We start from the raw sequence: 16264 nt of genomic DNA on the forward strand, positions 1-16264 counted from the left end.
GGGAGTCAGGATGAAATTTGCCTCATTAGTGGCGCTGAGCGCCGCAATATTAACCGCCAGCGCGTTTGCCGCCGGTGACTACAGCGGCGCCCTCAAAGTCGGTACCACGGCGGCCTTCGCGCCGCCGCTGGAAACCGCCGTGGCTGAAGCGAAAAAGCAGGGACTGCAGGTGGAGCTGGTGGAGTTCACCGACTGGACTGCGCCGAACGTGAGTGTGGAAAATGGCGACATTGACGTCAACCTGTTCCAGCACAAGCCGTTTCTTGACAATGCCAACCGCGAGGGCGGTTTCCATCTGGTGCCGTATGCGCCCGCCATCATCAATAACATCGGACTCTATTCGAAGAAGCACACGGCAATCGATCAGATTCCGGACGGCGGCACGGTGGCGATTGCCAATGACCCGATTAACGGTGCGCGCGGATTGCTGCTGTTGCAAAAAGCGCAGCTGATTACGTTAAAACCGGGCAGCGGGCTGAAATCCACCGTGGATGATATCGCCAGCAATCCCAAACACCTGAAAATCATCGAAGTGGAAGCAGTGCAGTTGTCGCGCTCGCTGGATGAGGTCGACCTGGCGCAGGGATATCCGCACTATCTGCGTTTGTCTAAGAGCATCGACCCCAATAAGGCCCTGTTATTTGATGGCCTTGAGCATCCGGAATATGTGATTCAGTTCGTGATTCGCGACGGACATCAGGACGATCCGCGTCTCAAAAAGTTTGTTGATATCTATCAGCACTCGCCGGTGGTGCGCGCGAAGCTGGATGAGTTCTACGGCAAGCTGTATCAGCCGGGCTGGAGCCAGTAATCATGGTCAGCCTGACTCTTCCTGGCGAGCAGGCGGCGCTGCACACCACGACACCGGTGGCGGGTCGTGCGCATGTGCAGATCCGCGGGCTGAGCAAACGCTATGACGGCCAGTCGCAGGATGCGCTGAAGCACATCGACCTGCAGGTTAAACGCGGCGAGATTTTTGGCATCATTGGCCGCAGCGGTGCGGGCAAATCGACGCTGATCCGCTGTCTGAACCGGCTGGAAAATCCGACGCAGGGTGCGGTGGTGATTGACGGTATTGATCTCAGTTCACTGAGTGCCAGCCAGCTGGTGCAGTGGCGGCGCCGCACCGGCATGATTTTCCAGCACTTCAATTTACTGTCCGCTAAAACGGTGCGGCAAAACATTGAGCTGCCGATGAAGGTGGCTGGCATACCGGCGGCGCAACGGCGGCAAAAAGTGGATGAGCTGCTGGCGCTGGTTGGGCTGGAAGCGCGCCAGCATGCCTGGCCGGCGCAACTCTCCGGCGGGCAGAAGCAGCGCGTCGGCATTGCGCGCGCGCTGGTGCACGATCCGGAACTGCTGCTGTGCGACGAGGCAACCTCGGCGCTGGATCCGGAAACCACGCGCGCCATTCTCGCGCTGCTGAAAAAAATCAATCAGCAGCGTCATATCACTATTGTGCTGATCACCCATGAGATGGACGTGGTGCACGACCTGTGTCACCAGGTGGCGGTGATCGATCAGGGTGAAATCATTGAGCGCGGTCCGGTGTGGCAGGTGTACAGCGATCCGCAGCATGAGACGACGCGGCAGTTGCTTAATCCGCAATTCGGCGCGCTGCCGGAGGCCATCCAGCCGCTGCTGACGCCGCAACGTCAGGACGTGGACTCGCGTTTGCTGCTGCGGCTGCGCTACAGCGGGCAGGGCGCGCAGCCGGATCTGGCGGCGATCAGCGCACAGGTCAGCGGCGAGCTGACGCTACTGTATAGCGCGGTTGAATGGGTCGATCGCAAACCCACCGGCCAGCTGTTGCTGCTGCTGGATGCCCGGCACGACGCGCCGGCAGCCCTTACCGCGCTTCATCCGCTGGCGGACCAACTGGAGGTTGCAGGTTATGTCACTGGCTATTGATCGTTTATGGCAGGGGTTGCTGGATACGCTGCTGATGGTCGGCGTGTCGTCGTTGCTGGCACTGCTGATCGGTTTACCGATGGCGGTGATTCTGGTGGTGACCGGGCGCGGCGATCTGTTCCCCAATCCGCTGCTCAACCGGCTGCTGGGCTGGCTGGTGAACCTGTTCCGCTCGATTCCATTTTTGATTCTGATGGTGGCGCTGATCCCGTTTACCCGCTGGCTTGTCGGCACCACCTACGGCGTCTGGGCGGCCGTGGTGCCGCTGACGCTGGCGGCGACGCCGTTTTTTGCCCGCATCGCGGAGGTGAGCCTGCGTGAAGTGGATAAAGGGCTGACGGAAGCGGCGCAGGCGATGGGCTTTCAGCGCTGGCATATTGTCTGGCACGTGCTGCTGCCGGAAGCGCGGCCTGGCATCGTTAGCGGTTTTACCATTACGCTGGTGACGATGATTAATGCCTCGGCGATGGCCGGTGCGATTGGCGCCGGCGGGCTGGGCGATCTGGCTTATCGTTACGGCTACCAGCGTTTCGATATGCAGGTCATGCTCACGGTGATCGTGGTGCTGGTGGCACTGGTCACGCTGCTGCAGCTGTGTGGCGACCGGCTGTCGCGCCGGCTGAACCATCGCTAAAGGCGTTTTACCTGATCTGCAGGCCGTCAAGCGCCGCCAGCAACGCGTCGACCTTCGGCAGCAGCTGTTTGCGCCGCGGCCAAATCACCGACAGCGGCAGACCGTCCGGCTGCTGCTGCGGCACAATCACTTCCAGCGCGCCGCTCGCCAGCGCGTCACGCACCAGCCATGACGGCATCTGCGCCACCCCGAGGCCAGCGCACAGCGCCTGCATTTGTGCATCCACGTCGCCCAGCGCCATGCGAGACGGCACCTGACGCCAGTGCGGATGTCCATCCTCCGTGGTGAACAGCCACGGCTTGGTGCTGCCGTCAACGCGCTCGTACAGAATCGCCCGATGCTGTAGCAACTCGCTCTCGCTGGTTGGTCTGCCTGCGCGCGCCAGATAGTCCGGCGCGGCGCAAAACACCATACGCTCGCGGCCCATCGCCCGGCAGCCGAGCGAGGCGGGCAGATCCGGCGAACCGCCGATGCGCACCGCGACATCAATGCCCTCATCAAACAGATCAATAAAGCGATCCGAGAAGGTCAGGCTGAGTTCCACATCCGGATGCTGCTGACAGAACGGAATCAGCAGCGGCATGACGCCGAGGCGGCCATAGGTATTGGGCACCGCCAGCCGCAATCGCCCGGAAGGAATGGTGCGCTGCGCCGCCAGCACTGCTTCGGCTTCCGCCAGCTCCTCCATAATGCGCAGGCAGGTCTGGTAATAGGCGCTGCCGGCGTCGGTGAGCGTCAGGCTGCGGGTGGTGCGCTCCAGCAGGCGTGAGCCGAGCCGCGCTTCCAGCCGCGTCACGCTTTTACTGATGGCGGAACCGGTCAGGTGCAGGCGCTCAGCGGCAGCGGCAAAACTGCCGCATTCGACACTGGCGACAAAAGGAACGATGTCTTTCAGACGCTGATCGTGCATGTATTAATGAATCCAGTTCAGGAATGATGTGAATTAATGCCACGGCTAAGAATTTAATTCTCTATTACGCTAAGGATAACTGCAACAGAGGAGATTCGACATGCAAAAACAGGCGTTAATCGTGGGGATCAGCGGGGTTATCGGTCGTGCGCTGGCGGAAAGGCTGCAAAGCGAGGGCTGGCAGGTAACCGGTTTGTCGCGCGGACGCGGTGCCATTCCGGAAGGCTGCCGCAGTCTGACGGCCGATCTGACCGATGCAGAAGCGGTGCGCAATGCGCTGGCGCAGGAAAAACCGGATGCGCTGTTCTTTAGCGTCTGGTCACGCCAGGCGAATGAAAAAGAGAACATTCGCGTTAACGGCGGCATGGTGCATAACGTCATTGCCGCGCTCGGCGAGCGGCTGAACGGCGCGCATGTGGCACTGGTGACCGGGCTGAAGCACTATCTTGGTCCGTTCGAAGCATATGGCAAAGGTGCGGTGCCGGTGACGCCGTTCCGCGAAGAGCAGGGCCGTCAGCCGGTCGATAACTTTTACTATGCGCAGGAAGACGAAGTGTTTGCCGGCGCAGAGCAATATGGCTACAGCTGGAGCGTGCACCGTCCGCACACCATCATCGGTTATGCATTGGGTAACGCCATGAACATGGGGCAGACGCTGGCCGTTTACGCCACGCTGTGCCGTGAAAAAGGCTGGCCGTTCATCTTTCCCGGCTCGCCGCAGCAGTGGAACGGTCTGGCCGATGTTACCGAAGCCGGTTTACTGGCGGAACAGCTGCTGTGGGCGACCCGTGCTGAAGGGGCTGCCAATCAGGATTTCAACGCGGTGAACGGCGATGTGTTCCGCTGGAACTGGCTGTGGCCGCGTCTGGCAGACTATTTCGGTATTGAAGCTGCAGACTATCCGGTGCAGATGATGCCGCTGGAAGGACGCATGCAGGAAGCCGCTGCGGCCTGGCGTGAGATCGCTGCGCGCTATCAGCTGCGTGAAGCAGACATCGATAAACTGGCGTCGTGGTGGCACACCGATGCGGATTTGGGACGGCCGATGGAGGCGTTTACCGATATGAGCAAGAGCCGTAAAGCCGGCTTTACCGGCTATCGCGCCACGCTGGATTCCTTCACCCAGCTGTTCGACCGGCTGCGTGCGGAGCGCATCATTCCCTGATAGCGTTACTGGCCGGCGTTGTCAGGCGATCTGCACCCAGCGCCGGCCAAGCAATACGGTCAGCACGATGATGCTCACGATGGCCGCCAGGTGCTGCAGCAAATCCAGCGCATGCAGGTGCACCGGATGACAGAACGCCAGCAGGCTTACCGCCATGCAGGCGACGCCCAGGCCCGCCATGGCCAGACTGCGGGCCGGATAGAGTGTTCGCGTCCGGCGCAGACTGATGATGGTCAGCAGCAGCATCGGCAGACTCACCACCAGCAGGAAAACAAAGCACGGCAGCGTGTCGTGCTGCTGCAGCGGCGTGGCCGTCTGTAGCAGACTGCCGGCGCTCAATCCCAGCCACAGCAGGCCCGGCGGCAACAACAGCTTTGCGCTGATGCCGCGCCGGCCGGCAATGCTGAGTTCAAAGGCGCTGCGCATCGCCAGCAGCCCGAGGATAAACGCCAGCATCAGTTGCAGCGCGGCCTGCATCGCGCCGGCCTGCGACCAGTCGGTCAGGGTGCGCGGCACCAGCAAACTGGCCGCGATGCCGGCCGGTAGCGCCAGCGCCAGCCAGCCCAGCACGCGTTTTCCGGTCGCCGGCGGGCGTTTCACCGGGCGCAGATCGCGCCCCAGTTTTTCAATCAGCAAATGATGGTCAGTCATGGTTTGCTCCAAAGCGGCGCAGATTGATGAGCGCGCGGTGCAGCAGCGATTTCACCGCCGACACGCTCATATTATGGTGTGCCGCCGCCTCGTTCAGGCTCATTTCATGCAAATGAACATGTTCAACGATTTCACGCTGACGCAGCGGCAGCTGGCTGAGATAGCCCGCCAGCTCCTGCCGGGTGTCCAGCTGCTGCTGTTCTGCCGTGCTGGCGGGATCGGCAGCCTGGGCGTCGTCAAGCGCGCAGTGCTGCTGGCGGCCGCGGCGGCGCAGGGCATCAATCGCGCGCGCCGAGACTATCGCCGTCAGCCAGGGCAGAAAAGGGTAAGCGGGATCGTAGGTATGGCGCACGCGATGCAGCGTGAGCAGCACATCCTGAATCACATCTTCCGTTAAGGCTTCATCGCTCAGCCTGCGCCGCACCTGCGCGCGTATCACCGGCACCAGCGCCCGCAGCAGCCGGGTATAGGCACACTGATCCCCGGCCTGCGCGCGTTCCATAAGTTCGGGCCAGTTTTCACGTGCGCTATCGCCTGTGTGCATACGCTGCCTTGTTGCCGTTACGTCTTTTTCGCTGCCGCCTGGTTTAACGCATCCACTACGATGCCGGGTGTCAGCACCTGCGGCAGCACTTTCGGTGGTCCGCCATCAGCCGGATACACCAGGTACATCGGTAAACCGCCCTGACCGAACTCACTCATCACGTCATCAACGTCCGGGTTAAATTTAGTCGAGTCTGCCACCATGTACAGCGTACCGGTTTTCGCCAGTGCGGTTTTCACCGCCTGGGTCGACAGCGAGGTCTTCTCGTTCACCTGACAGGTGATGCACCATGATGCGGTAAAATCGACAAAAATCGGTTTGCCATGCCCGCGCTGAGCGGCCACCGCCTGCGGCGTCCACGTCTGTTTGCTGACCTGCGCCTGTATATCGCCTTGCAGCGCCGCGCCTGGCTTGATCAGCCCCGGCAGCGGCGCGATCACCGCAATCAGCAATATCGCCGTGACGCTGAACAGCGCTTTGTGCCCTTTTCCGGCAAAGCGGCGCTGCTGCGCCATGCCATACAGCCAGCCGGCAAACGCCAGCACCACCGAGGCGGCCAGCACAACAGCCAGCGCGCTGCTGCCCGCCTGCTGGGCCAGAATCCACACCAGCCAGGCCCAGGCACCGAGCATGGGAAAGGCCAGCCCGCGCTTAAGGATATCCATCCAGACGCCAGGACGCGGTAAAAATCGCGCCAGCGGTGGGAACAGCGACAGCAGGGTAAACGGCGCGGCAAAGCCGAGCGCCAGCGCAAAGAAAATGACCAGCGCAACCGCAGGGGGCTGCACCAGCGCGTAGCCGATGGCGCTGGCCATAAAGGGCGCGGCGCAGGGTGTGGCTACGATGATCGCCAGTGCACCGGTCAGCGCGGAACGCAAAAAAGCGCCGCGCTGAATGTCGATGGCCCCGACGCGCTGCACCGTCAGCCCCACCTCAAAGACGCCAAGCAGGTTAAGCGCGGCAGCGAGAATCACCAGCGACAGCAGGGCGATCATCAGCGGTGACTGCAGCTGAAAGCCCCAGCCGACCGCGGCGCCACCCGCGCGTGCGGCCAGCAGAATGCCAGCCAGCGCCATCATGGTCACCAGCACGCCGAGCAGGAATCCGAGGCCTTCACGGCGCGCGCTGGCAGCCTGGCTTTGATGGCGCAGCAGGCCAAGCGCTTTCAGCGAAATCACCGGAAAGACGCACGGCATGAGGTTGAGGATGATGCCGCCCAAAAAGGCGGCCAGCATCGCGGTTAACATGGCTGGCCTCTCACTTACTGCGCTTGCGGATGCGCAGCGTCATACTCTTTCACCGCCGCCAGCGCTTTTTCGATGTGGGTATCCGGGTTTCTGTCGGTATAGCTCAGCAGAATATTGCCGTTGGGGGCAATCACATAAGAGGTGCGGTCAGACAGCGTTTTGCCTTTTATCTGCATCAGCGTTTTATATTCGGCGGCCACTTTGGCGCCCGGATCGGCAGCCACGGCGAATTTGTCACGGCACTCCAGCTTAGAAAAATCGCTGATCTGCTCGGTGTTACCGGCAGTGACGCCAATCACCGTGGCGCCCATTTTTTTGAAATCATCCGTGGCTTCGGCGAAGTCGTGCGCCTCGATGGTACAACCCGCGCTGAAGGCCGCCGGGAAGAAGTAGAGCACCACCGGCCCTTTTTGCAGCGCCTGCTGCAGCGAGAAAGTGAGCGGCTTACCGGCCAGCGCGCCCTGAAGTTCAAAGTCAGGTGCTTTGGCCCCGACGGGCAGCGCCGCGCCAGCAGCGAAGGCGGCGAGGCTCAGCGTGGTGCCGAGGGTGAGAGTAGCGATGAGATGCCTGATAGTTGTCATGATCTGCTCCTGCGGTGAAAGAGGTCCGGTTAGGGGTGTTCAGCCAGACAGTTCGCCGCAGTCGGTAAAAAGTTGCGCGAAGGGCAAAAAAAAGCAGGGCAGATCCCTTTTTCCCGTCTCGTTTATTTATTCTTTGCGTGAAATCCTTACAATAATCGCCTGATGTTTTTTTAGGTTTTAGATATGTCTTCAACGTCTTGCGATAAACAGAACAGTGAAACCCAGCAGCTGCTGGCCTCCCTTGAACAGCACATTGCCGAGCCGCCTCCCCGGGTGCAGCCGGTGCCGGAAGATTTCTGGCAGCAGTTAGAGACGCTGACCCACGGCGACGACGCCTGACTCAGTTGCGCGGCTGTATACCGTGGCACACCATGCTCAGGGTGTGCTGCAGAATCATTTCGGTATCAAAGCCCGGCTCGTGGGCAAAGCGGGTAAAGGGCACCAGTACCATGCTGAGAATTGAGGTCATCAGCACATCGACATTCAGCTGGTTATTCAGTAATCCCTGCTGCTGCCACTGAATCAGCAACGCGCGAATCCGTTCGCGTCCGGCATGACCGTGACGCTGTTTCAGCGTGCCGCCCAGCCCCTGACCACTGGCGACTTCCTGCAGCCACAGCGGTGCGAACCAGTCATGACTCAGCACGATATCCGCAAACTCTTTAATAAATCCGCTGATCGCAGCGACAGGGTCATTACTCTCTTCGACAAAATGCGCTTCCAGCCGTTGCCGTAACGGCACAAAACGTTCCGCGACCACGGTATCCAGCAGTGACTCGCGCGACTGAAAATAGTAATTCAGCATGGCAGGGCTGACGCCGGCTTTACGGGCTATGGCGTTGAGCGAGGTTTCCGCGATGCCGTTTTGCGCATACAGCGTGAGCGTAATGTCGAGCAGATGCTCGCGCTGCTGGGCATTGATTGCGCCGCCGCGTGGACGGCCCGGCCGGCGGGGTTTATCAGAAGGCGTTGTCTCGCTCTCCATCACTTTTTGTGCGGTCATCTTTACGTACTCACGGGTTTCGTGTCAGACTTTGGTTAATATTAATTGTGCATTTAATTAATTTCAAACGGTGTCGTTATGAAACCTCAATCTATCACATCGCAGCGCGACAGCGGGGCAACCCGCCCGCCTTCCATTCGCCTGCTGATGGGCGCGCTGATGCTGGTGATGCTGCTGTCCGCGCTTGATCAGACCATCGTCTCGACCGCGCTGCCGACTATCGTCGGCGAACTGGGCGGGCTGGATCGCCTGTCGTGGATCGTCACTGCTTACATGCTGGCCTCAACCCTGGTTGTGCCGCTGTACGGCAAATTTGGCGATCTGTTTGGCCGCCGAACGGTGCTGCAAATCTCGGTGGTGCTGTTTTTGCTGGGCTCGGCGCTGTGCGGGCTGGCGCAAAACATGCCGCAGCTGATTTTTACCCGCGCGCTGCAGGGACTGGGCGGCGGCGGATTGATGGTGGTGAGCATGGCGGCGGTCGCGGATGTCATTCCGCCCGCCGATCGCGGCCGGTACCAGGGCCTGTTTGGCGGCGTGTTTGGTCTGGCGACGGTGATTGGGCCGCTGCTGGGCGGTTTTATCGTGCAGCACATGTCCTGGCGCTGGATTTTCTACATTAATCTGCCGCTCGGCCTGCTGGCTCTGCTGATCATTAATGCGGTGTTTAAAGCGGATAGCCGACGCAAACCCCATGAAATCGATTATCCGGGTGCGGTGTTTCTCAGCCTGGCGCTGGTGGGCGTGACGCTGTTTACCAGTGAAGGCGGCACGCTGCGCGAATGGTCAGATCCCCAGCTATGGTGCATTCTGGCCATGGGGCTGGTTGGCGTGTTGGGGTTTATTTATGAGGAGCGACGCGCATGGGAACCGATCATTCCACTCGATCTGTTCCGCAATCGCAGTTTTTCCCTCGCCAGTCTGATGGCGTTTATTATCGGCATGGCGCTGTTTGGCAGCGTGACGTTTTTGCCGCTTTATCTGCAGGTGGTAAAAAACGCCACGCCCACCGAGGCCGGACTACAGCTGTTACCGCTGATGGGCGGGCTGCTGGTCACCTCGATCATTAGTGGTCGCATGATTAGCCGCAGCGGGAAATACCGTTTGTTCCCCATCGCCGGGACGCTACTGGCCACAACCGGGATGGCGCTGATGACCACGCTGACGCTGGATGCGCCGCTCTGGCACATTTATGTGTTCTCCAGCGTGCTCGGCATGGGAATGGGCATGACTATGCAGGTGCTGGTGCTGGCGGTGCAAAATGCGGTGACGCCCGATCGCATCGGCGTAGCGACCTCATCGGTTACGCTGTTTCGCTCGGTGGGCGGTTCGATCGGCGTTGCGCTGTTTGGCGCTGTGTTCAGTCACGTGCTGAAATCCGGAGCGACCCGACTGATAGAGCAGGGTAATGTGCTGCCGCCTTCGCTGGATCCGGTCGCCGTGAACCATTTGCCTGCAGCGCTGCGTCAGGCTTATTTGCTGGTGTTCAGCGATGCAGTGCATGCCGCATTTCAGATGGCCGCCGGCGTTATGCTGCTGGCGTTTATACTTTCGCTGCTGCTGCCGGAGTCGCCGCTGCGCGATAACGTGCGCAAATAAGCTTTCCGGTTATTTCGCAGCAGGTCCGTCGGTCAGGCTGCGGAATAAAATTTAAACGCAATTTGCCGGATAAATATGCGCTGTCGGCGCAAAGCAGCAAAAGATATAGATTTTTATCCTAAATACATAGCGTTACCTTTCTGTAAACTTAGGTAAAAATAGTGAAGACAGCGAGAATTCGGGCGGAGACGCTTTATTTCTGCAACTTCTTTACGGTATAAATCTGCTATCCCTGTTATCCACTGTGAAACGTCACCCTATGATTGCTACTGCGGCCCGCAACCTGATTGCCTGCCTGATGTTATTAACCCTGGCTGGCTGCTCGTCTCACTCCTCGCCAGCACCGGAGCAGGAAAGTGTTGATACCTCGCAGGACGGTGGTAAACAGCCCGATTTAATTCCGGTAATAGCCGCTTTGCACGATCAAATGCATTCGTGGGAAGGCACCAAATATCAGTGGGGCGGAACGCAATTATCCGGCGTTGACTGTTCCGGATTTGTCTGGCGCACCTTAAAAGATCGTTTCAATATTCCCATGGATCGCGTCACAACGCGTGAATTGATCGCCATGGGTAAGCCGGTCGATCAGGCGCATTTACAGCCTGGCGACCTAGTGTTCTTCCGCATTAAGCATGAACTGCACGTCGGCTTTTACGACACCGATCGCCAGTTCCTGCACGCATCAGTCAGCCAGGGCGTGATGCGCTCGTCACTGAATAATCCGTACTGGAAATCGGTATATTTAGAAGCCAGAAGACTCCCGCGCGAGCAAAATTCGCAGATCAGTTTCAATTATAAAAATAAAGTCTGAAGTCAGACATCCCTCCACAAAGCCGCGGCGCGAGGTTTTCGCGCCCGTGCTCAGACCCATCCCACCGTCAATCAATCGTCTCCTGTTTCAGTGATAATTCGCCTTCAACATGATGGCTGCTTTAACGCTCTGTGCCGCTTTATGGGCATCGAAATACATTCAACCTGTTGATTATAAATAAATAATTTAAATATCAAGCGTTAACAATTAGTGCGATCATAGTATTCGCACTAATTATCAATTTTGTAATAGTAATCATGGTTATTATTATCTCCATCGAAGGCGCAGCGCCTTCTCATCAAACGCTAAGGAATATGACCATGAAAGCTATCAAAACACTGACCATTGCCGCCGCCGCCGCGCTTTCCCTGATGTCTGCTGCCAGCTTCGCGCAAACCGTTTCAGCCACCTCCACCACACTGGATGGTGCCGAAGCGAAAATTGCCGCTCAGGCTCAGCAGCAGGGTGCGCAATATAAAATTCTGGAAGCCAGCACCAACAACCTGGTGCATATGACCGCCGAACTTTACAAATAACGGATGGTTGCACAGGGATGTGCCAGAACGGGTCGCCTGACGGGCGGCCTTTTTTGTCGTGCAGTCAGGCTCGCAGCGTATCAATCATTCTGGCGATATTGCTGAATTTGCAGCGCAGACTGTCTGGCAGGAGAACGCAATATGCTGAACAACGTGGATATCAACCGGCAGGCGCTGGCTTTTGCAGATGCATTACGCACGCAACGCCATGCTCACGTTCCGGTGATTCGTTTTGCCCACTGGCCGCAATTTATCGCGACGGTGCGCGCTGAGCTGGCGCAACCGGGCGACCATAAATAATTAGCACGATCACGATAACCGCACTAATTATCAATTGCAGTATAGTAACCTTAGTTATTATTAGTTCCATCGAAGGCACACAGCCTTCAGACACAACCATTAAGGAATAAGACCATGAAAACCATTAAAGCTATGTCAATCGCCGCTGTTGCCGCTCTTTCACTGATGTCAGCTGCCAGCTTTGCCCAGAGCGTAACCGTGACTTCCTCTACACTGGACGGTGCAGAAGCTAAAATCGCCGCGCAGGCGCAAGAGCAGGGCGCTCAGTATAAAATTACTGAAGCCAACACCAACAACCGCGTGCACATGACGGCTGAACTGTATAACTAAGTTCAGACTGGTTCACTGCGTTAAGGCCGCCTTCGGGCGGCTTTGCTGTTTCCGGAAGGCTTGAAACGAACAAAAGCAGCAGGCTGGCGTTCGAAATTTGACCAATCCTGCTCAGCGGGCGCAACAGGCGGAGCCCAGGCGTTTATCCACAGGATAAGCCAGCCTCTTTGCACGTCAGTTGTGGATAACTGCTTTAATATCAAACCGTCAGGCGATAAACGCTGAGTTGATTTCCCGACTTACACGTCGGTTATTTTGTCAGAAATGAATCCGGTTGCGGCTAAATAAACGCGAAGCGGGTGAGTTTATTTCACCATTTCAAAACACATTACGTTTGCGTAATCTGCACCGTTATTTTTTCTGGTCGTCGTCAAAATGGCGAGAGGGAATCAGATTATTCTCTTTATTAACCGGCGTTCTTTTCGACCGGCCTTTGTCCAGCAGGCAGTCGCGGCAACAGGCTATTTGCGGATGGTGGATACGCGCTACCGTCAGCGCCTGATGCACGGTATACAAAGAGCCGATAAAGCGCTTCTCTTCCTCAAATTCCAGTACGTAACAGCCTTTTTTATGCAATACCCAGCCGGCGTCCGGATCGTGACATAAATAAAAATAGTGCGGTTCTAACATAACTTACTCTCGGGCGAGTGATAACCATCGAATAGATAATCGGTGATGTGTCTAAATTAGAGACGCATTCAGTCTACGCCGATGATGACCTGCGGGGCTAATTGATTTAATGACTTTCGGATTAGACCTGAAATGGCCGGACCAGCATGAATAATGTGCCGGTCCGGTTGCTGATTTTATTCGCTGGCGAGCGCGGCGACCGGATCCATTCGTGCGGCTTTGCGCGCGGGCAGATAACCAAATATCATGCCGATAATGGTTGAGCAGGCAAACGCTGCGCCAGCCGATTGCCACGAGTAAATGGCGGTCAGCACGCCGCCAGCCAGTAGTGAAATGACCGGACCTATCACCAGAGACAGCGCCACGCCGAGCGATCCGCCCACCAGGCACACCAGCACGGCTTCAATCATAAATTGCTGCATAATGTCGCCGCGTCGCGCACCCACCGCCATGCGCACACCAATCTCGTGGGTGCGTTCGGTCACCGACACCAGCATGATGTTCATTACGCCAATACTGCCGATCATGAGCGCAATCGAAGCCACCAGTAAAATCAGCAGCGTCAGCGTGGCCGCCGCACCTTCTATCGCTTTACGATACTTGTCCCGGTTGAACATCAGGAAATCTTTGGTGCCGTGGCGCGCCGTCAGCAGCTGGGTGAGCGATTCCACCGCCGCACCGCTCACCACATCATCTTTAAGTTTGATGCTTATGCTGGTGAGCGCGGTCTGACCGCTGATGCGATACATCACCGTGCTCCACGGCAGCCAGACGCTGAGACGGTTGGGCGAAAGCCCATCTTCATTGTTGGCCACGCCAATAACCCGCACCGGCACCGATCCCAGCACAATCATTTTGCCAATCGGGCTCGGGCCCTGTTCGCCAAATAATTTATTGCGTGTGTTGATATCAATAATGACTTCCTGGCGCGCGTGCCGCTCATCGCTGAAGTTGCTGCCTTCCACCAGCTTAATGCCCTGAATGCGAAAATAGTCGACGCCTACGCCGGAAACTGAAGTTTTGGAGGCGTTGGCCAGGTAGCGAATGGGCTGTGTGGCGATGATCTCCGGACTGACGGCGGCGACAAACTGCTGGCGCGCAATCACATCGGCATCGGCCATCACCAGGGTTTGTACCGGATGCGCATCGTCCTCGACATAATCGCCCCCGGCATAGATAGAAACCACATTGGTACCCAGTCCGGAAATGCTCTCCAGCGTTTTTTCCCGCGCGCCCTGGCCCAGCGCCACCACGGTGACGACGGCGGCAATGCCAAAGATAATGCCGGTCATAGTCAGCGCGGTGCGCAGGCGGTGGGCGTTCATGGCATTCAGCGCCATGCGCAATGATTCGCGCAGCCGGTCAAGCAGACCGCGGAATCGGCTTTGCCGCTTGCGTGGCGCTGGCGTAAAGCGCGTTTTTGCGGCCGTGGCAGCGCTGCCGCTGTCGGCAAAAATCTCGCCGTCCTGAATTTCAATGATGCGTTCCGCGTGCTGCGCCACTTTCATATCGTGGGTAACGATAATCACCGTGTGACCTTCGCGGTTCAGTTCGCTGAGGATGCGCAGTACTTCTTCACCGGAGTGCGAATCGAGCGCGCCGGTGGGCTCATCGGCGAGGATAATTTCGGCACCGTTGATCAGTGCACGCGCAATACTGACACGCTGCTGCTGGCCGCCCGACAACTCGCCCGGCTTATGCTGTTCGCGCCCCTGTAATCCGAGCCGCGCCAGCAGCTGTGCGGCGCGCTGACGGCGTGCGGTGCCGGATAAATTGGCGTAAATCGCCGGTATTTCAACGTTGCTCAGCGCGCTGAGATCCGGCATCAGGTGATAGCGCTGAAAGATAAAGCCGATGTGCTCGCGCCGCACTTGCGCCAGCGCATCGGGCGAGAGCGTGGCGGTATTTTTGCCGCTAATCAGGTAATCACCGCTGTCCGGCGCATCAAGGCAGCCTAGAATGTTCAGCAGCGTGGATTTGCCTGAGCCCGAGGGGCCGATGATCGCCACCATTTCGCCGCTGGCAATCTGCAGATTAATGTTTTTCAGCACCTGCAGGGATTGCGAACCATTGACGTAGCTGCGCTGAATGTTGTGCAGTTCGATGATATTCACATCACCACCTTGTCCGCGCCCGGCTGCTGCGTGGCAAGGATCACTTTTTCCCCTAAGCGCAGCCCGCTCAGCACCTGAATGTCAACGCTGTCGCTGATGCCGGTGGTGATGTAGCGCTTCTCTGGCTGATTATTTTGATCCGCGATTTCGACGTAAGTACGACCATCGCTGGCCTTTTTCGTGGCCTGCACCGGCACCAGCAGCGCGTTTTTCGCCTGGTCACGCAGCAGATTAACCTGCGCCGTCATGGAGATGCGCAGCGCATTATCCGGGTTCGGCACATCAAGCAGGGCGTTGTAATACACCGCCGCGTTCGTGCTGCTCACGGTATTGCTTTCGCTGTTGCCCATCAGCGCATCATCTTTCATCACCGACTCAGGAGCCAGTTCGATGCTGCGCAGCGTGGCGTTGTAACGTTTATCCGGGTTGGCGAAGGTGGTAAACCACGCCTGCTGGCCGGGCTGAATATTGGTAATGTCCGCCTCGGAGATTTGCACTTTGATGGTCATGGTGCCGAGCTGCGCCAGTTTGGCGATGGTCGGGGCGCTCTGCACGGCGTTTACGGTCTGGCCCTGCTTCGTGACGATCGCCACCACCGTGCCGTCAATTGGTGCCATGATGCGCGTGTAGCCGAGATCGAGTTGCTTTTTATCCACTTCGATCTGCGCCTGAATCACCCGCGCCTGCTGCGCCGTCAGCTCTGCCTGGGCGATGCGCCACGCTTCGGCGGCGGTATCAAAATCCTGGCGGGAAACGGCGTTGGTTTTAATCATCTGCTGCAGGCGCTGAAACTGCGCCTGCTGGCGTACCAGCGTAGCCTGACGGGTCTGTAAATCCGCCTGCGCCACGCTCAGCGCCGCCTGTGCATTACGCAGATCGCTGCGCTGCGGCTGATCATCGATCTCCGCGATCAGCTGGCCCTTGCGCACGTTGTCGCCAGCTTTGATATACAGCTTTTTCACCTGACCGGAGACCTGTGCACCGACGTTAACGCGCTCAATCGCGTCCATTTTGCCGGTGGCGGCAATCACGTTTTCGATGTCGCCCTGGCGCACCGCGGCGGTCATCAGCGGATTGGGTTTACTGCGTGACGCCGAATACGCCCAGAGAACCAGAATAATCACCAGCGCGGATAGTGCGGCAAACAGCCATTTTTTCGTCATTGTGTGCATCATCGTCCCTTAAATTTAGCGAGAATAATAATCACTAAGCGGGACAAACTGGAGAAAAATTCTGCGGAATTTTGTCAGCCGCAGGGGAGTGCGCCATCCCTGGCGCAGTTTATGGGTTAGCGATACCCC

At 58.1% G+C, this 16264-nt stretch carries 19 protein-coding genes; 10 read left to right on the forward strand and 9 right to left on the reverse strand.

Translation table 11 applies throughout. From position 1 onward, the window contains the following. Positions 1-10 precede the first annotated feature (10 nt). From C1N56_RS19500 to C1N56_RS19510, 3 genes are read left to right on the forward strand one after another with little or no spacing between them, the layout of a single operon-like run. Positions 11-811, forward strand: a complete 801-nt coding sequence (locus C1N56_RS19500) for a MetQ/NlpA family ABC transporter substrate-binding protein (protein ID WP_152390923.1) — start codon at positions 11-13, stop codon at positions 809-811. A gap of 2 nt (positions 812-813) precedes the next feature. Next, on the forward strand, positions 814-1911 hold the full coding sequence (locus C1N56_RS19505; protein WP_394517610.1) for a methionine ABC transporter ATP-binding protein: 1098 nt from the start codon (positions 814-816) through the stop codon (positions 1909-1911). Next, positions 1895-2545, forward strand: coding sequence for a methionine ABC transporter permease (locus tag C1N56_RS19510; RefSeq protein WP_394517612.1), 651 nt, complete (start codon positions 1895-1897; stop codon positions 2543-2545). The genes C1N56_RS19505 and C1N56_RS19510 overlap by 17 nt, the downstream gene beginning before the upstream one ends. Before the next feature lie 7 nt (positions 2546-2552). Here C1N56_RS19510 and C1N56_RS19515 read toward each other — a convergent pair whose 3' ends face one another. Continuing rightward, the gene (locus tag C1N56_RS19515) at positions 2553-3455 is read right to left on the reverse strand and encodes a LysR family transcriptional regulator (RefSeq protein WP_152390925.1); all 903 of its coding nucleotides are present in this window, start codon (positions 3453-3455) and stop codon (positions 2553-2555) included. Between the two features lie 100 nt (positions 3456-3555). Between C1N56_RS19515 and C1N56_RS19520 the strand changes: the two genes are divergently transcribed. Next, positions 3556-4620: an SDR family oxidoreductase gene (locus C1N56_RS19520; RefSeq protein WP_336699178.1), complete on the forward strand. Its 1065-nt coding sequence runs from the start codon at positions 3556-3558 to the stop codon at positions 4618-4620. Between the two features lie 21 nt (positions 4621-4641). On the opposite strand, the gene C1N56_RS19525 is transcribed toward C1N56_RS19520, so the two are convergent. Genes C1N56_RS19525 through C1N56_RS19540 form a run of 4 tightly spaced genes read right to left on the reverse strand, consistent with a single transcriptional unit; the run spans position 4642 to position 7643 of the window. Continuing rightward, entirely contained in the window at positions 4642-5271 is a 630-nt protein-coding gene (locus C1N56_RS19525; protein WP_152390927.1) for an NrsF family protein, read from the reverse strand. Further along, the gene (locus C1N56_RS19530) at positions 5264-5815 is read right to left on the reverse strand and encodes a sigma-70 family RNA polymerase sigma factor (RefSeq protein ID WP_394517614.1); all 552 of its coding nucleotides are present in this window, start codon (positions 5813-5815) and stop codon (positions 5264-5266) included. The genes C1N56_RS19525 and C1N56_RS19530 overlap by 8 nt, the downstream gene beginning before the upstream one ends. Before the next feature lie 17 nt (positions 5816-5832). After that, positions 5833-7062: a protein-disulfide reductase DsbD family protein gene (locus C1N56_RS19535; RefSeq protein WP_394517616.1), complete on the reverse strand. Its 1230-nt coding sequence runs from the start codon at positions 7060-7062 to the stop codon at positions 5833-5835. A 14-nt stretch (positions 7063-7076) separates the two neighbouring features. After that, positions 7077-7643, reverse strand: coding sequence for a peroxiredoxin (locus C1N56_RS19540; protein WP_125310836.1), 567 nt, complete (start codon positions 7641-7643; stop codon positions 7077-7079). Between the two features lie 183 nt (positions 7644-7826). Between C1N56_RS19540 and C1N56_RS19545 the strand changes: the two genes are divergently transcribed. After that, positions 7827-7982, forward strand: coding sequence for a hypothetical protein (locus C1N56_RS19545; RefSeq protein ID WP_021508969.1), 156 nt, complete (start codon positions 7827-7829; stop codon positions 7980-7982). A 1-nt stretch (position 7983) separates the two neighbouring features. Here the strand turns inward: C1N56_RS19545 and C1N56_RS19550 are convergent, their stop codons facing one another. Then, a complete protein-coding gene (locus C1N56_RS19550) occupies positions 7984-8646 on the reverse strand; it encodes a TetR/AcrR family transcriptional regulator (RefSeq protein ID WP_058781097.1) in 663 nt (220 codons plus the stop codon). A 78-nt stretch (positions 8647-8724) separates the two neighbouring features. On the opposite strand from C1N56_RS19550, the gene C1N56_RS19555 reads away from it, so the two are divergent. The 5 genes from C1N56_RS19555 to C1N56_RS19575 all read left to right on the forward strand — a co-directional run bounded on the left by C1N56_RS19555 (position 8725) and on the right by C1N56_RS19575 (position 12219). Beyond that, entirely contained in the window at positions 8725-10242 is a 1518-nt protein-coding gene (locus tag C1N56_RS19555; protein WP_125310834.1) for an MDR family MFS transporter, read from the forward strand. 259 nt (positions 10243-10501) lie between these two features. Beyond that, positions 10502-11053 carry a C40 family peptidase gene (locus tag C1N56_RS19560; RefSeq protein ID WP_021508972.1) on the forward strand — a complete coding sequence of 184 codons (552 nt, stop codon included), beginning with the start codon at positions 10502-10504 and terminating at the stop codon, positions 11051-11053. A gap of 320 nt (positions 11054-11373) precedes the next feature. Further along, complete coding sequence (locus C1N56_RS19565) at positions 11374-11589, forward strand: YdgH/BhsA/McbA-like domain containing protein (protein WP_059009207.1); 216 nt, start codon at positions 11374-11376, stop codon at positions 11587-11589. Between the two features lie 141 nt (positions 11590-11730). Further along, positions 11731-11889, forward strand: coding sequence for a hypothetical protein (locus C1N56_RS19570; protein ID WP_193752260.1), 159 nt, complete (start codon positions 11731-11733; stop codon positions 11887-11889). A 114-nt stretch (positions 11890-12003) separates the two neighbouring features. Continuing rightward, positions 12004-12219, forward strand: coding sequence for a YdgH/BhsA/McbA-like domain containing protein (locus C1N56_RS19575; RefSeq protein WP_058770290.1), 216 nt, complete (start codon positions 12004-12006; stop codon positions 12217-12219). 351 nt (positions 12220-12570) lie between these two features. Here C1N56_RS19575 and C1N56_RS19580 read toward each other — a convergent pair whose 3' ends face one another. From C1N56_RS19580 to C1N56_RS19590, 3 genes are all read right to left on the reverse strand, one after another. After that, the gene (locus tag C1N56_RS19580; RefSeq protein ID WP_104093379.1) at positions 12571-12849 is read right to left on the reverse strand and encodes a hypothetical protein; all 279 of its coding nucleotides are present in this window, start codon (positions 12847-12849) and stop codon (positions 12571-12573) included. Positions 12850-13025: 176 nt separating this feature from the next. Continuing rightward, positions 13026-14963, reverse strand: a complete 1938-nt coding sequence (locus tag C1N56_RS19585) for a MacB family efflux pump subunit (RefSeq protein ID WP_394517618.1) — start codon at positions 14961-14963, stop codon at positions 13026-13028. Then, on the reverse strand, positions 14960-16135 hold the full coding sequence (locus C1N56_RS19590) for an efflux RND transporter periplasmic adaptor subunit (protein ID WP_262258616.1): 1176 nt from the start codon (positions 16133-16135) through the stop codon (positions 14960-14962). Before C1N56_RS19590 ends, C1N56_RS19585 begins: the two co-directional genes overlap by 4 nt. Positions 16136-16264: the final 129 nt, after the last annotated feature.

The sequence above is a fragment of the Pantoea sp. SGAir0175 genome (genome assembly GCF_043547855.1).

Coding starts and splice junctions, on each gene's coding strand:
- C1N56_RS19500 (WP_152390923.1), top strand. CDS start 11: ATGAAATTTGCCTCATTAGTGGCGCTGAGCGCCGCAATATTAACCGCC.
- C1N56_RS19505 (WP_394517610.1), top strand. CDS start 814: ATGGTCAGCCTGACTCTTCCTGGCGAGCAGGCGGCGCTGCACACCACG.
- C1N56_RS19510 (WP_394517612.1), top strand. CDS start 1,895: ATGTCACTGGCTATTGATCGTTTATGGCAGGGGTTGCTGGATACGCTG.
- C1N56_RS19515 (WP_152390925.1), bottom strand. CDS start 3,455: ATGCACGATCAGCGTCTGAAAGACATCGTTCCTTTTGTCGCCAGTGTC.
- C1N56_RS19520 (WP_336699178.1), top strand. CDS start 3,556: ATGCAAAAACAGGCGTTAATCGTGGGGATCAGCGGGGTTATCGGTCGT.
- C1N56_RS19525 (WP_152390927.1), bottom strand. CDS start 5,271: ATGACTGACCATCATTTGCTGATTGAAAAACTGGGGCGCGATCTGCGC.
- C1N56_RS19530 (WP_394517614.1), bottom strand. CDS start 5,815: ATGCACACAGGCGATAGCGCACGTGAAAACTGGCCCGAACTTATGGAA.
- C1N56_RS19535 (WP_394517616.1), bottom strand. CDS start 7,062: ATGTTAACCGCGATGCTGGCCGCCTTTTTGGGCGGCATCATCCTCAAC.
- C1N56_RS19540 (WP_125310836.1), bottom strand. CDS start 7,643: ATGACAACTATCAGGCATCTCATCGCTACTCTCACCCTCGGCACCACG.
- C1N56_RS19545 (WP_021508969.1), top strand. CDS start 7,827: ATGTCTTCAACGTCTTGCGATAAACAGAACAGTGAAACCCAGCAGCTG.
- C1N56_RS19550 (WP_058781097.1), bottom strand. CDS start 8,646: ATGACCGCACAAAAAGTGATGGAGAGCGAGACAACGCCTTCTGATAAA.
- C1N56_RS19555 (WP_125310834.1), top strand. CDS start 8,725: ATGAAACCTCAATCTATCACATCGCAGCGCGACAGCGGGGCAACCCGC.
- C1N56_RS19560 (WP_021508972.1), top strand. CDS start 10,502: ATGATTGCTACTGCGGCCCGCAACCTGATTGCCTGCCTGATGTTATTA.
- C1N56_RS19565 (WP_059009207.1), top strand. CDS start 11,374: ATGAAAGCTATCAAAACACTGACCATTGCCGCCGCCGCCGCGCTTTCC.
- C1N56_RS19570 (WP_193752260.1), top strand. CDS start 11,731: ATGCTGAACAACGTGGATATCAACCGGCAGGCGCTGGCTTTTGCAGAT.
- C1N56_RS19575 (WP_058770290.1), top strand. CDS start 12,004: ATGAAAACCATTAAAGCTATGTCAATCGCCGCTGTTGCCGCTCTTTCA.
- C1N56_RS19580 (WP_104093379.1), bottom strand. CDS start 12,849: ATGTTAGAACCGCACTATTTTTATTTATGTCACGATCCGGACGCCGGC.
- C1N56_RS19590 (WP_262258616.1), bottom strand. CDS start 16,135: ATGCACACAATGACGAAAAAATGGCTGTTTGCCGCACTATCCGCGCTG.